The organism is Hufsiella ginkgonis (assembly GCF_009834915.1).
GTDB lineage: Bacteria > Bacteroidota > Bacteroidia > Sphingobacteriales > Sphingobacteriaceae > Hufsiella > Hufsiella ginkgonis.
The window spans coordinates 888,328-902,862 of the sequence record NZ_WVHS01000002.1 but is presented as its reverse complement, the minus strand read 5'-3'; the positions used below and the strand labels follow the sequence as shown (position 1 = coordinate 902,862).

The window sequence follows — 14,535 nt, the reverse complement described above, 5'->3', positions numbered from 1 at the left end:
CTTGGTTATTTAAGGATGGAAATGGTGATTGCGAGCAACGAAAGCGCAGAGATCACCAGGCTGGCATTGCGGTAGCCGGTGTCTGCTGATGTCAGTTTAAGCTTTCCGGGTTGTACCACTAACTGGTCGTTGCTTTTAAGATAGAAATAGGGTGATTCGAACAAGTCTTTCTTTTTAAGATCGAGCCGGATAAACATGCGTTTTCCGTCTATCTCCCTAACCAGGACGATCTCGCGTTTGGCCGTAATATTCAGGTCACCGGCAAGGCTGAGCGCTTCGGTAACGGTAAGACGTTCACTGGCGCTCCTGTAGATATCAGGTCTCAGGACATCTCCGAGCACGGAAACTTTGAAATTGAGCACCTGTACAGATACCGTAGGCTCTTTGAGGAAAGGTGATAATTTCTGGAGAAGTTGTGATGATAGCTGCGCGGTAGTTAATCCCGCCGCTTTAATGGTACCTGCCAGCGGTAACGTGATGTCGCCTTCCGGACTAACGAGATACCCGTAGGTTGAATTGCCGGAATTGCCGCCGTTTTGCAACGTCTTATTAAATAGATTAGCGGTCTCCGGGTTTAAACTTCCCACATTGATGGCTAACTGGTCCCCGGGTTGTATGGAAAGAGAACTATAATTGGTAAGATCACCGGTGGTGACGGGCGATGCGCTCAAATCCTGGAGGTAAGGAATGTCTTTGTACGAACTGCAGGCCGATAGCATCGAAAGCAATGCCATACTAGTGATAAGGATTTTAACGCGTCCTGCGTAATGATTTTTTAAGGTATTATTCATAACATTAGTTAATGGTTTGATGTACCGGCAGCAATGGCGGTAACCGTTTAAAAGAATAGATTAATGGGAGGTAAATGACAACACGTTGCCCGGCACGATTTTGCGTGCCTGTGTGATTTGAATGAAAAACCTTCTGGAGGTAGTAAATTTACTTTTTCTGCTGTATTGCAAAAAAGCCTATGCGAGATCTATTTCAACTCTAATCAGGCAACCATCATGCCTGCTTGTGCTTTATAATTAAATATAGGTTGCCGATAATCTTACCTATTGTTTTAAAAATAAAAAAGATAAAAGGCGGGATATATTTCAGATTTCAGAGCAATGACATTTAAATAACATGTTTTTGCCTTATTGCAATACCTATGGGAATCCCGCTATTCCCCGTTTTGGGATATGTGGGAATTATATTGCCCGGGTAATGTTCCTGAACTAGTGTTCGAAAGCGCCTATATCATTTGGCACGGTCCGCGACCGATGATTAAAATCGCCCTTACTATAAAGTCCGCGATTACCCCGGTTAATGGCAGGGCTATGGGGGCTGAGGTTAAAATCGGCATCGAGGCTCTTCCGCGGTGATATAAATCCAGGGTCGAGACCCACTATACAGCTTGCATTGGAAATAGCCGCTTTTATTCGCCCGGGGGCTGTAACATTAAAGTGCAGGTTATTTAAATAGGTAAGTTGCGTATTCGCGTAGTTTGTATTATAATTATTCGAACCATCGGCTACCAGGATATTATTAACGATCCTGATATCACCGCTCGCTCCCGCGAGGATCTGCCCGGCGGTTAGCTCTTCGCTCTGAGAGTTACAATAAGCCGTGTTATTAATAATATCGACATGATCACTTTGGAAAGAATGTATACCTGTTCCGCCATTGAACCAGCAAACGTTATTTTCGATCAATGTTCGTCCTTTGTAGCTGCCAAGGCGTGAGCCGTTTTGCTTATTCCTGAAATCATCTATAATGATCCCATTTCCATCAGTAATCTCGCAATTGACGAACCAGGGCACATAAGAACGGTTGTTGAAGCATTTATTGCGTCTGATGACATTGCGATATCCCGCGGCGCGGTCGTAGTTCCAGAATTGGTAGAAGGAGATCGCGCTCGCTCCGAACAGGGTATATAAGCCGGTGTTATATACAATGTTGTCTTCGAAAGTGATGTAATCTGCTTGCGATGCGCTTATACCGCCACCGCCGCAATCGTGTACTGTGTTGTTCGAGATTATGATATGATGCGGGTGTTTTCCGCTTCTACCATCAATGGCTATCCCGTTACCATTATATGCGGGGTCGTAGCTTCCTTTTTTGTTTATACAACCCTTCGGCTGCCGGAGCGCAGCGGCCAGTGTAACGTTCGCATTGTTACCGATTATTTCGAAACCGCTGATCTTTATATAACTAACGTTGTTGCGGACCGAGAATCCACCCCAACCGTTAAAAGCGATAACCGGGTGGTGACCGCGATAGTTAGTAAAAACGATGTATTTGTCTTTAGTCCCGCCCTTGACTACTTCTATCACATTGCATGACGGACAACTGTTTCTATAGGTGCCGGCCATCACAAAAACCGTGTCTCCCGGGCGGGTTAAATTAGCGGCATCTTGTATCAGGTTTTTTGGTCTTGATGGCGAACGGCCGTTAAAACGGGGATTACCGCCGGGGCTTACATAGTAATTTGTGGCCGAAACGTGGCAGGAAACGATAGATAACAGGCAGAATATGCTGATTTTCGTGCAGGTTATTTTAAGAGAGGCCGACACTGCGCTTATGGCTGTTTAGCTTACTTTCTCATTGAGGAAATCAGTGAGGTGTTGTTCCAGCAGTGCCGTATTGTGTTCAGCGCCGCCGGGAGCATGTGTTAGCGTAAGCTCATCGCCGGTAACCGTTATCGTGAAAGTGGTCACGCCGATCACTTCTGCAAAAGATATATTGATTATATCCTGCACATGCGCAAATTCTACTGCAAGGTTTGACCCAAGGCGTGAGTTGACATAATCGGCGAATTCGGTTTTTAAAGACGAAAAAAGCGTTTCTGCACTAACAGGCGTTATTGTTTTAATGGAAAACATAGGGAGTAGAATAAGGAATGAAATAAAACAACGAACCATAACAGGTATTGTTTGTTAAAGTTGCTTTTTGTCCATTGGTTCAGGCGGCATTTCAAGCTCCCTCCGGGAACTTTTAAATAACTTGTACCCGGGCAAATCAGGGGATATTCCCTTAATTTAACCCAGGCCAGGCATGCGTCGATGGATACGAACAATACCACACCAGCAATGCTGAAAATGAAGCGTCACTTCGAAATTCTCGACGGGTTAAGAGGGATTGCCGCCCTGGCGGTGGTAACGTTTCATTTTATGGAATGGGTTTACACCGATGCCGGCAAAAATTTTATCGGGCACGGTTTCCTGGCGGTCGACTTCTTCTTCTGCCTTTCGGGATTTGTGATCGCATATGCTTACGATGATCGTATCGGAAAAATGGGCGTTCCCGAATTCTTTAAATCAAGGATCATACGCCTGCACCCGCTGGTCGTGGCAGGATCGGTACTCGGCCTGCTTGCATTTTTATTCGATCCGTTTGGCGGCCATCCCGGATCGTACGGCGCAGGCAGGATCATCCTGGTGTTTTTTTGCTCGGTGCTGCTTATTCCCTTTCCCGTTATAGAAGACCGTGGATTTAACCTGTTCAGCTTTAATGCGCCATCGTGGTCGTTGTTTTGGGAATATGTGGCCAATATCGTTTACGCATTTGTGCTTTGTAAACTCAGCCGCGGTTACCTGCAGCTGTTAGCCCTTCTATCGGCGGTGGCCATTTGTTGGGTAAGTTACCGTTCCGGCAATTTATTGGGAGGGTGGAGCGGCCCCACTTTCTGGGACGGGAGCGCCCGGATCTCCTATTCTTTTTTGGCAGGACTGCTTATTTACCGTTCTAACTGGATCATTAAAAACAAACTGGGATTTCCCGGCGTAGCCATTTTATTGTTCCTGACTTTTATCATGCCATTCTCTCAATGGAATTGGATAACCGAACCGTTGGCAGTGCTCGTTTATTTTCCGTTACTAATCGCTTTAGGCGCAGGGGCCAGGTTAACGCCCCGCTTAAAAAATGTATGTACATTCTCGGGAAAGATCTCCTACCCGTTGTACATGACCCATTATGCCGTGTTATGGATGTTCGGTAACTATTATACCAGCCACAAACCGGGAGCCACGCAATTGGCGGTCATCATCATAGCGGGGATCGTCCTGCTGTTCGGGGCAGCTTACCTGGTTATGGTCGCTTACGATATTCCCGTGAGGAAATATTTAACCGGCAAGCGGAATAAAGGTCTTGCCGAACAAAAAGCCGGCGGTACGCCATAGGGTTATTCCGAAGCCAGCAATCCATCCAGCTGCTTAAGGGTCGGGCTCATGCCGTTTTCAAAGCCGCCTTCCGCGAACATTTGATGGTGGATCCGTGTGTGATCACCTGCGGAGGATCTTTTCCATTTTCCTTCCTTTCGCCAGCTCGTCCACCAACTTATCCAGGTACCGGGCTTGCTGTGTTAACGGGTTTTCGATCTCTTCCACGCGGTATCCGCAGATCAGCCCGGTGATCAGGTGCGCAGCAGGATTTAGGGAAGCCTGCTGAAAAAACGCTTCAAACGTTACCCTTTCCTGTATAAGCTCCCGGAGCTTGTTATTGTCGAAGCCGGTTAACCAGGTTATCACCTGGTGTAATTCCTCTTTTGTGCGGCCTTTCTTTTCTACTTTCGCCACGTAATGGGGATACACCGAGGCAAAGATCATTTTTGCTATACGCTGATCGTGTGTTTGTGAATTGTCCATAGTTGCATTCGTATTATCTATCGCGCCGTAGGTTCAGGATGCAAGCGGTCTGCCAGGCGGCGGAAGTATGGAGAAGCGCATGATTTTTTCGTTGACTATCTCCTAAAATATCTTTTTCCCGTTAACATTTACATTCTTTAGTATGAAGTTCTTCACCACCGAAGTGTCTGCCTGCGGGTTTTTTGCGGTGATATGGAGGTTTTCAAACGTAAAATCAGCTAACGTATACTTAAAGCCATTAGCAAGGCCGCCGGCATCCGGGAGCCCTACGTTAAAAAAGTTGGTACAATCCAGTTTAATATTGCGCATGGTGATGTTGCTGCCAGACGATGTCCTCACTTCCTTCACTCCTTTGAGATCGAAGAACTGTGTCCACGGGCGTATGAATAAGAAGTTCGAAATATTGCTTCCTTCAATGTCTTCTACCCGTACGTATTCATAATTTTGGGGGGTGTCGCCACGCATTTTAAGCCAAAGCAGGCGCTCCGCATTTTGTATCCTGATACGGCGCAGTATGATGTTGCGGTTGTGAATGGATTCACTCCCCAGCGTTAGCGCACCATGGCAAAACCCGTATGTGCAATCTTCGATGATGATATTCATGTTCTCCCCGTTATTTTCATCCTTATCAGCTAAGGGGCCTTTACCGCCTTTAAGGGCTACGGCGTCGTCATTTACAGACATGTAGCAGTTTTTAATGAGGAAATTTTTGCACCCATCGATATCAACTGCGTCGGTACTCGGCGCTTTAACGGGTTCTTTCGGAGAAGAGATGTGCAGGCCGAGGAGTTTTACGTTTTCACATTTATAGAAATGGGTCGTCCAGAATGGCGAGTTCATTAGTTTTACATCCGAAAGCCTGACGTTCCTGCTGTTCGAGATGTATACAAGCCGGGGGCGCATTTCATCCATATTGGTACAGTTTGGATTGAACTGGCGCCTTAACCAAAATGCTTTCCAGTACCGCAGCCCGTTACCATCGATGGTTCCTTTCCCCGAAATGGTAAATCCGTCAAGGCCGTCGGCGTTTACCAGCGCAGCAAAATATTTTAAGGTTTGCCCTTCCATACGGGTCATCACCAGGGGAAAATTACTGATGTCGTCGCTGCCTTTCAGCCTGGCGCCTTCTTCCAGGTGGAGATGTGTTCCCTTTTTGAAGAACAGCGAGCCGCTTAAAAAGGTTCCCTTGGGAATAACCACCACGCCGCCGCCGTTCTCATAGGCTTTGTCGATAACGTCCTGTAGCTTCTTTGTCTGCACCACGGTACTGTCTTTAGCCAGCTCGTAATCGGTAATACGGTATTGTTTACCCAATGTTGATAGGTCGGTAGGGGCATTTTGCCTGAACCAGTCAGGTATCGGCGAGCCGTCAGGAAAAACCTCCAGGGCATAGCTTTGGAGTGTCAGCATCATGGAAGCCACAAGAAACAGGGCGAGCTTAAAGGTTTTCGTTTTCATGATTTTGCGCTTGGCGTTATTTATGCCGGATAAAGATACTTATCCGCCGCCAAATAGCCTGAAAATACCCCGGGGAACCGGTATTCAATGTCCAGGCTCTGCCACGCCCACTGAAGGCGATCGTTGCAACGGTAATGCCGTGCCAAAATAGTCCCGCTTTCCGGCATCGTCAACGCGTACCCCCGCACCAACGGCCGGAGATCGAGGGGCCGGGCGGTACCCTGCGGGGTCGCCTTTCCCGGGGTTGACCAGCAGGGGATCAGTACGCAACGCTTTACTATCGCCGGGCTGTTGTGTTGCCGGCTCACCGAAATAAAGGTTGTTCCCGAAAAAGCTGTTTGTACTCTCCCCCAAATCGTACGCAGCGTTTTTGCCGAGGTTGTAAAAGATGTTGTTCTGGTAGATGGTTCCGTCCGGGGCGGTTTTCCAGGTCTCGTGGGATACGATCTTAATATCGGCCTGGTCAGGTCCCAAATACACCACGTTGTTGTAGATCCGGGTGTTTGTGGCGCTGCCTCCTACGCGGAGCACGCATTTTCCATGGGTGGGATGCGCATAGCGTCCGTCGTTCTCAAAGATGTTGTAGCGTACCAGGGTGCCATCGTTGAATTGCGCGGGGCCGCCGGTGATCAGCATACCGTAGTCGTTATCATGTACAAAATTGTATTGCACGATAGTGCCCCTGGTCTTATAATCCGAATCGATCCCGCCGGCGTCGCGATCGTCGATATTGGCTTTGGTGAACCGGCACTCGTTGAACTGCCACAAAGCACCGTCAGAATTAAAGCTGAAGGCGGCGTTGCCGGAGGCTTTAATGGCGCAATGATCAAACAGGTTATACTCCATAAGCGGGTCCAGGGCAACGCGCACGATCAGCGCATTGGCGCCCGTATTACTAAATACGTTCTTGCGGATCACGATGTTTTTCGAGGGCGTCCAGTTGCCGTTCCCCGTAAAAGTGCGCTGGCTCCACGTTGAGCTGCAGATCACCATGCCTGTGCGGTCTACATCATGAACGGTATTGGATTCGATCAGTATGTCACTGAACCAGGTGGGTTTTACCATACCGGTGATCTTAAAAAAAACGCCGCCATTGTCTTTGCTGGCCTCGTCTGCCTGGTCGATGTAGCCGTTTACGCCGTGGATGTCCAGGTCAACGAGGCTGAGGCCTGACAGTTCACCGGCATCTTCGCCCTGTACATAGATGCCGTATTTGGGTTGGTTTTTATTCTTAAATTGAGGTGGAAGCGCAGGTTTGACATAACTGGTAGTATTCCGGTTTTCCCACTCCTCCAGGCTCAGGCCGGTTTCTTCGTCCGCACGGTAGTTTGTGATCTCCAGGCTGCTGATGCGCCAATATTGCTGATTGTAGAGGTAAACGGTGCCGTTCGCGGTTCCACCACCCTCTAAATGCGGACGGCGGCCTTTGCCATATTTACCTATGCGAATGGGGTTTTGTTTATTCCCCGAGCCTTTTGGGTGGAGTTGCCCTTCCCATTTGCCGGAAGCTTTAAACAGCAACTGATCGCCCGGCACAAAGGTGGCTGCGTTTACTCGTGACAGGCTTTTCCAGGGTTTTGCCTGGCTGAGACCGTCGTTGCGGTCGTTACCGTTCAGGGCATCGATGTAGAAGGTACGGCCGTTCATCGCAACAGGCTGATTGGTAAAGGAAAATGAAAACATGATCAGTAATGCCGATACAAACGCGACCATAATCCTGCCGGTTAGGAAAGAAAAATGAAACATATAAAAATTATAAGATGAGGACAAATTTGGTTAATGGGGGGGAATAGAGAATGGAAAATAGAGAATAGAAAATAGAAAATAGAAAATAGAGAACGGAATTCCCTATTTTCTATTTTCTATTCTCTATTTTCCATCCCCTCCCAACCTTAAAATCACAGCCCGGCCCCGTTGTACGCCCCAATATTAGGCGCTGTAGTAGATGACACCGGATTGCCAAAATAATCCTTCCCGCCGTTCCCGGTGATCACTTTCCCGGCAAGCAAAGCGACCGAACCCGATTGCAGCTTATAACCGTTCGGGTCGCCCGCGCCGGGGTTCACGAATTTAACCAGCCCGGTCACGTTATGTACCTGCGAAGGCTGGTTGGTTGCCGTATTCATGTTGAAAATATTGTAATCAAATACGTTTCCGGTGCTGCCGCCAAATACGTAAGCGGAACTGGCCGCCGCGTTGCGGATGATGTTGTTATAGTAAGAAGTATTGGAAGGCCATACCGTCCACTGGGAATGTACCACGATGTTGTAATTCGTCCATCCCGCCTGGCTGTTGATCACGTTGTTGTAGATCTGTGCATTGGTGGTAGCGCCGGCCACTTTCACGGCGAATTTGCCGTTCGATGGGTGTGCGTATTTTCCGTCGTTTTCAATGATGTTGTATTTCACCTGGGTTTGGTCGTTAAAGCTGTTTCCGCCGCCGGTGATCAGCATGCCGTAGTCATTGTCGTGCAGGTAATTATACTGGATGATCGTGTTCTTGGTCTTGTAATCCGCATCCAATCCCCCGGCATCGCGGTCATCTATATTGGCCTTGGTGAAACGGCACTCATTGTATTGCCACTTGGCATAATCGGTATTGAAGTTAAAGGCGGCATTCCCCGAGATCTTGATGGCGCAATGATCGAACAGGTTATGCTCCATCAGCGGGTGGTCGGCAACGCGCACGATCATGGCGTTGGCGCCGATGTTGCTGAAGGTGTTGTTCCTGAAGATGATGTTCAGGCCCGGTTTCCAGTTGGTGTTGCTGGTAAATGTGCGGTCGTCCCAGGTAGAGCTGGTGAACGCGCCGGTACGGTCAATGTGGGTAAATGTGCAATTTTCCACCAGGATGTCATTATACCAGGTCTGTGTGCCGGTACCGGTAATGCGGAAAGCGAGGCCGCCGTTTTCTTTACTGCCTTCGTCGTCCTGGTCGATCGTGCCGTTCACGCCGTGGATAGTAACGTTTTGGAGGTAGATATGGTCCACCTGCCCCATATCCGATGCGGTAACCAGGATGCCCAGTTTGGCCGTGTTGTTGTTAACCGCTTGCGCGGGAAGTGTGGCGTTTGCGTAATTGGAGAGGTTGTTCGATTCCCAGGTAGCGAGTGAGATGCCGCCTTCCTCAGAAGCATTGTAATTAGTCACTTCGATATCCCGGATCTCCCAGTATTCCTGGTTGGTAAGGCAAATGGTGCCGTTCGCTACGCCTGCGCCGTTGATCTTCGGTTTAGCCCCGCTGCCGTAGCTGCCGATCACGATCGGGCTTCCGCTGGTCCCCGAGCCTGCGGGCGCCAGTCGGTTAGTCCAGGAGCCGCCTGCTTTAAACAGGATCTGGTTGCCCGGCGCAAAGGTTACGGAGTTCACTTTGGAGATGTTTTTCCACGCCGTGGTGGTAGATAAGCCGTTATTGCCGTCATTGCCGTTCACATTGTCAACGTAATAGGTAGCGGTAACGGCGGCGGTTTTCGCTGATTGTTTGGAAGAACCAGAGATCTCTTCCTCGGTGGTGATCGCCGTTTTTTTACAGGATGCAAAGCAAACAGCCAGGGCCAGGATGGCCAGTTTTGATTGATTTTTCATAAAATATAGTTATTGGTTAGTTGTTTTGTTGGGGAAGGGTGCCCGCATCACTGCGGATACCCCGGGTTTTGGGTGAAAGTACCTTTACCTTTCATATTGTCTATTTCCGATTGCGGGATCGGCCACCTGACGTGGTAATCCTGGATCCCGGTACGGGCCTGGATGGCGCTTACGGCCGGGTCGCCGGCATACAGTTTTACCCGTTCAACGAGTTTGCCGAGCCGTTTCAGCAAATACCAGCGCTGACCTTCGAACGAGAGCTCGCGGGCATCCTCGTCTATGATTAGGTTTTCGGTCACGGCGCCGGTGAAGACGCCTAACCCGGCCCGTTCGCGGATGGCGCTCATATATTTCACGGCCAGCGGATCATTGGCTCCGCCTTCGCGCATATGGGCCTCGGCGCCGATCAGGTAGGTTTCGGCGAGGCGGTAGATGATGATATCTTTAAAGCTTTGGGCTTCATTCGGGGCAAGCTTCGTCCACAGGTCAACATACTTAAAGCATGCGGGATATAACTGGTCGAAATAGATGGAGGCGTTGGTGGAAGTCACTTTATCGCCGAGTTTCTTGCCGGCGGGCAGTGTCGCCGGATCGTCGTACACCCAAAAAAGCTTGTAGAATGCCGCCAGTCTTTTGTCGTTGGCCGGGTACAAGCCGATCAGGTACGGATTGGGATAGGTACGGCCCCAAGCAGATCCGCCGTTGGCGTCGGTTACCAGTATCCCCGCCTGTTTAAAATAGTTGGGAACGAAATACTGCGCCAGGCGGTGCCCTACAGGATTACCCGCGGAACCGCCGGATGCACGGTCCCATTGGCTCACGAAGATCGCTTCGGAGTGGTTCAGGTTTGCACCTTTAAAAATGTCGGCGGGATCGGCCAATAGCTTATAAGGACCTTTCGTAATGATCTCATCGGCCTGTAATGCGGCTTCTTTATAGTCTTTTCTCCACAACGCTACTTCCGCCTTCACGTGGCGGGCTACGCCCTGCGTAAAACGTCCCGGGTTTTTAGCAGTGTAGCTGAGTTTCCCGATCGCATAATCCAGGTCGCTGTACATTAATTTATAAACATCTTCCGGTTCAGCGGGGGCGTAGGTCCGTTCGAGGTTATCCACCGAAGTGGCTTCGGTATTCAGGATAATGCGGTCGAACGTGCGAAGCAGGTAAAAGTAGGACCGTGCGCGAAAACAACGGGCTTCGGCTACGGCCTGGGCAACTTCAGCGTTACCAAGCCCTACGGCCTCGCCGGAAGAAATGATCTTGTTGGCCCGCTCGATGATGGTGTAATAGTGGCTCCAGAAAAGGCCGACCTGCGAGGTGGAAGCGTTCACGGTGTTATCGTACCGGGCAAAGCCGACACCGCTCCCTGCGCGCGTTACGGTGATGTCCTCGGCGCGGATAAAGCTGGTCCACACGGTAGATTCCGCATCGTTCCGGTAAATGTTCCGGTCCAGGTTATAGAGCGCAATGACGGCGGTGCTTAATCCTTCGGGAGTGCTGAATACGGATTCGGAGGTGATCTTGTCTTTACTGGTTTCTTCGAGCATGTTTTTACACGAGCTTGAAAGAATCGCAAGTACGGCGGACAGGTAAATTAATTTCTTCATTATGATTGCGTTTAGAATGAAACATTAAGGCCAAAAAGGAAGGTGCGCGGGTCGGGATAACCACCGGCGGTTACTTCGGGATTGTACGACGAGTAATCTGTTTTGAAGAACAGGTTGTTGCCGGTTACGTAAGCACGCGCCTTTTTAATACCCACAGGGCTGAGGATCTTTCCCGGAAGGGTGTAACCCAGCGTGGCCGAACGGAACTGGATGTACGAGTTATCCTGGTAGCCAAGTGCCGAGAAATACAGGATGGTAGAGCTGAAGCGGGGGCGCGGAAACGTATTAGACGGATTCTCGGGTGTCCAGTAATCTACTTTGATGCCGTTGTTTTTGCCGCTCAGCGATCCGCCGCTGTTGAAATCGTAGAGGTACGGGTTGCTGCGTACGGACCCCTGCACGGTGTAAAAGTCAACCAGCATATCAAACGCTTTGTATTTGAGCGTGGTACCCAATGAACCGTACCATTTCGGGTCGCGGAAGATAATGTCGCGGTCATTGGCGTCGATCTTGTTATCGCCATTGAGGTCTTTCACCCGGATGTCGCCTGGTTTTGCCGCCGGCATATGCGAACCTGCAATGTTGTCGCCGGTCTGCCAGATCCCGTCGAAGATGTAATTATAATACACATTGATGGGCTTGCCGATGAACCAGTTATTATTCAGGTCGTTGATGGGATTACCTGCCGCATCGACATCCCCGGTGATCTTCACCAGCTTGTTGCGGTTAGCGGTAAAGGTAAGGTCGACGCCCCAGGTGAAATCCTTCTTCCGTACGGGCGTGGTGCTGAGCTGCATTTCAACCCCTTTGTTGTTTACTTTGCCCAGGTTCATCAGCACGGAGCTGTACCCGAGCGATTGGTTGATGGATTTGGAAACGAGCAGGTCTTTGGTATCGGTGTTGTAATATTCGAGTGCCCCGGTGATCCTGCTGTTAAAGAAGCCGAAATCCACGCCCAGGTTCAGCGAAGTGGTAGTTTCCCATTTCAGGTTAGGATTGGAGAGCTGGCTGTTAGGGAGATAGCCGGTTTGGAAAGACCCGTCGCCGAAAAGGAAAGGGTAGGAGTTCACTTCGCCGAGGGTGGTATACGGGCTTACCGCCTGGTTACCCACCTGGCCGTAGTTCACACGGAGTTTCAGCTGGTCGACCCAGGCGGCATTTTCCAGGAATTTTTCCTGTTCCATTTTCCAGGCGAAGGACGCGGAAGGAAACACCCCATATTTATTGCTGGGACCGAATACGGTGGATCCGTCGATACGCGTGGTCACCGTAAACAGGTATTTATCGAGCAGCGTATAGCGGAGGCGGCCCATGTACGAGAGCAGCGTCCGGTCGGTCACGCTGCGGCCGGGAGCGGCGGTGGTTTGCGCTGACGGCAGGCCGTTATAGCTGAGCAGGTCGGTGGGGATGTTGGAGCCTGATAAGCTGGTGGTACGCCCCACCTCTTTATAAACGCTTTGCAGGAGGGTAACATCCAGCAGGTGCTTTTCCGCGAAGTTTCTATTATAACTCAGGATGTTCTCTATAAGGTAATCGTTATAGTTCCCCGAGGAGATGGACGCGGCGTTCCCGATATTGCTTCCTTTAAGGTAGGCCTTGGTGCGGTAGGTGCCGGCTTCATTGTTCCGGGTATTTACGTTCGCATTCACGCGGTAGCGGAAACCTTTGAACAGGTCCACGTTCCCGAAAACGTTAAATAACAAGCGATTGGTGGTATTCTCGTTCAGCGTTTGCTCGTTCAGGAATTTCGGGTTGGTAGTGTTCTCCCCGTTTACGAACAACTGGAGGTTTCCGTTAGCATCATAAGGTTTAGCCAGCGGCGAAGTGATAATGTATTCGTTGAGATTACCATCTTCCTGGCTGATCTTGGAGCGGGTGAACGAAAGGTTCGCGCCGACGCTTATCTTATTGTTGATCTTTTGATCGACATTCATCCGGCCCGTGCCGCGAAGAAAACCTGATCCATCCACCATTCCCTGCTGGTTGAAATAACCCAACGATGCGGCTACCTGGGTTTTATCGCCTCCGCCGCGCACGCTGATGTCGTGTTTCTGCGACCAGGCGTCGCTGATCATGAATTTTTGCCAGTCAATGGCGTTCCCGCTGTTAAGCACTTCGAGCGCTACCTTATCGAATACCACGGCATCCGATTCATAGTTGCCGGCCGCGTTTTCGGTGCGGAAAGCCTCGCGGCGCATGGCAGCCCACTCGTTTCCGTTGTAAAGGGAGAAATTCTTTTTCAGCTGCTGGATGCCGGTATAGCCGGTATAGTCAACGGCGATCTTGCCGGAGGCGCCGCGTTTAGTGGTGATGAGGATCACGCCATTGGCCGCACGGGTTCCGTAAATGGCCTGCGAAGCCGCGTCTTTCAGGATCTCCACGGATGCGATATCCGCCGAGTTTATGTCGTTGATGTTATTCACCGGTACGTTATCTACAATGTACAGGGGCGCGTTCCCGCCGGATAACGAGCGCTGTCCGCGGATCAGGATATTGGACGATCCGCCGGGACGCGAACTCTCCGTGGTGATCTGCACGCCCGCAGCCTTGCCTCTCAGCATTTCGCTGATGCTGGTGGTCGGGATGGCGTTCATGGCATCGGGTTTTACGGAAACGACCGAGCCGGATACGTCGCTCTTCCGCTGCGTGCCATAGCCCACTACCACTACCTGCTGAAGCTCAGAAACCGAACTTTCCAGCACCACGTTCAGCTCATTACCGCTGACCGCAGAGACCGCTGCTTCTTTCGGGGTATAGCCGATATAGCTGAACACCAGGATGTCGCCATTGGAAACGTTTATACGATAGTTGCCTGAAGCGTCGCTGGAAACGGCCTTGCCGGTACCTTTAATCACTACGCTCACCCCCGGCAGCGTTTCGCCGGCCGACGTGACTTTCCCCGAAATGGTGCGTTCCTGCGCAAAGGCGATTTGATGTAGTAGCAGGAACAGGAACAGGAGAGAAAATCCCGGCATGTTTTGGTAACATGAACTCATAAGATGGTTAAATTAGTTTTGGTTATAAATTGGTTCGTTAACCCGCAACCGGTTAGCTCATGAGATTAAAAAAAAGGATAGCCGTAGCGATCAGGAAGATCGTTACAAGCACTAACCCAATTTTGTTCTTCTCCATAGTGAGGTTGGTTTAACGTCACTAAAGTAGCTGGCGACGAAACGGGATGCCTGGCAGTTTTCTTCCAGATTTGCAGGGTAAATCATTCATTTCACGGGTCGTTGTGAAGAAAGGCTCCTATTCCCC

The 14,535-nt window shown here is 50.1% G+C and carries 10 protein-coding genes; 1 reads left to right on the top strand and 9 read right to left on the bottom strand.

From position 1 onward, the window contains the following. Positions 1-5: 5 nt before the first annotated feature. The 3 genes from GS398_RS10770 to GS398_RS10760 all read right to left on the bottom strand — a co-directional run bounded on the left by GS398_RS10770 (position 6) and on the right by GS398_RS10760 (position 2,867). On the bottom strand, positions 6-791 hold the full coding sequence (locus tag GS398_RS10770; protein WP_160906762.1) for a polysaccharide biosynthesis/export family protein: 786 nt from the start codon (positions 789-791) through the stop codon (positions 6-8). 429 nt (positions 792-1,220) lie between these two features. Continuing rightward, complete coding sequence (locus GS398_RS10765) at positions 1,221-2,558, bottom strand: right-handed parallel beta-helix repeat-containing protein (protein ID WP_160906761.1); 1,338 nt, start codon at positions 2,556-2,558, stop codon at positions 1,221-1,223. A gap of 15 nt (positions 2,559-2,573) precedes the next feature. Further along, positions 2,574-2,867: a hypothetical protein gene (locus GS398_RS10760; RefSeq protein WP_160906760.1), complete on the bottom strand. Its 294-nt coding sequence runs from the start codon at positions 2,865-2,867 to the stop codon at positions 2,574-2,576. Between the two features lie 180 nt (positions 2,868-3,047). Here GS398_RS10760 and GS398_RS10755 point away from each other — a divergent pair, with 180 nt between their 5' ends. Continuing rightward, a complete protein-coding gene (locus GS398_RS10755; protein WP_160906759.1) occupies positions 3,048-4,163 on the top strand; it encodes an acyltransferase family protein in 1,116 nt (371 codons plus the stop codon). 102 nt (positions 4,164-4,265) lie between these two features. Here the strand turns inward: GS398_RS10755 and GS398_RS10750 are convergent, their stop codons facing one another. From GS398_RS10750 to GS398_RS10725, 6 genes are all read right to left on the bottom strand, one after another. Next, on the bottom strand, positions 4,266-4,628 hold the full coding sequence (locus tag GS398_RS10750) for a DUF2200 domain-containing protein (RefSeq protein ID WP_160906758.1): 363 nt from the start codon (positions 4,626-4,628) through the stop codon (positions 4,266-4,268). A gap of 102 nt (positions 4,629-4,730) precedes the next feature. Continuing rightward, positions 4,731-6,086, bottom strand: a complete 1,356-nt coding sequence (locus GS398_RS10745) for a rhamnogalacturonidase (RefSeq protein WP_160906757.1) — start codon at positions 6,084-6,086, stop codon at positions 4,731-4,733. A gap of 84 nt (positions 6,087-6,170) precedes the next feature. Next, positions 6,171-7,799, bottom strand: coding sequence for a right-handed parallel beta-helix repeat-containing protein (locus GS398_RS10740; protein WP_160906756.1), 1,629 nt, complete (start codon positions 7,797-7,799; stop codon positions 6,171-6,173). Positions 7,800-7,984: 185 nt separating this feature from the next. Further along, a complete protein-coding gene (locus GS398_RS10735; protein ID WP_160906755.1) occupies positions 7,985-9,670 on the bottom strand; it encodes a hypothetical protein in 1,686 nt (561 codons plus the stop codon). Positions 9,671-9,717: 47 nt separating this feature from the next. Then, entirely contained in the window at positions 9,718-11,277 is a 1,560-nt protein-coding gene (locus GS398_RS10730; RefSeq protein WP_160906754.1) for a RagB/SusD family nutrient uptake outer membrane protein, read from the bottom strand. Positions 11,278-11,288: 11 nt separating this feature from the next. After that, a complete protein-coding gene (locus tag GS398_RS10725) occupies positions 11,289-14,273 on the bottom strand; it encodes a SusC/RagA family TonB-linked outer membrane protein (RefSeq protein WP_160906753.1) in 2,985 nt (994 codons plus the stop codon). Between the last annotated feature and the right edge of the window lie 262 nt (positions 14,274-14,535).

What these genes read in the sequence shown, in the direction of transcription:
- GS398_RS10770 (WP_160906762.1), bottom strand. Translation starts at nt 791, where the DNA reads ATGAATAATACCTTAAAAAATCATTACGCAGGACGCGTTAAAATCCTT.
- GS398_RS10760 (WP_160906760.1), bottom strand. Translation starts at nt 2,867, where the DNA reads ATGTTTTCCATTAAAACAATAACGCCTGTTAGTGCAGAAACGCTTTTT.
- GS398_RS10755 (WP_160906759.1), top strand. Translation starts at nt 3,048, where the DNA reads ATGGATACGAACAATACCACACCAGCAATGCTGAAAATGAAGCGTCAC.
- GS398_RS10750 (WP_160906758.1), bottom strand. Translation starts at nt 4,628, where the DNA reads ATGGACAATTCACAAACACACGATCAGCGTATAGCAAAAATGATCTTT.
- GS398_RS10745 (WP_160906757.1), bottom strand. Translation starts at nt 6,086, where the DNA reads ATGAAAACGAAAACCTTTAAGCTCGCCCTGTTTCTTGTGGCTTCCATG.
- GS398_RS10740 (WP_160906756.1), bottom strand. Translation starts at nt 7,799, where the DNA reads ATGGTCGCGTTTGTATCGGCATTACTGATCATGTTTTCATTTTCCTTT.
- GS398_RS10735 (WP_160906755.1), bottom strand. Translation starts at nt 9,670, where the DNA reads ATGAAAAATCAATCAAAACTGGCCATCCTGGCCCTGGCTGTTTGCTTT.
- GS398_RS10730 (WP_160906754.1), bottom strand. Translation starts at nt 11,277, where the DNA reads ATGAAGAAATTAATTTACCTGTCCGCCGTACTTGCGATTCTTTCAAGC.
- GS398_RS10725 (WP_160906753.1), bottom strand. Translation starts at nt 14,273, where the DNA reads ATGAGTTCATGTTACCAAAACATGCCGGGATTTTCTCTCCTGTTCCTG.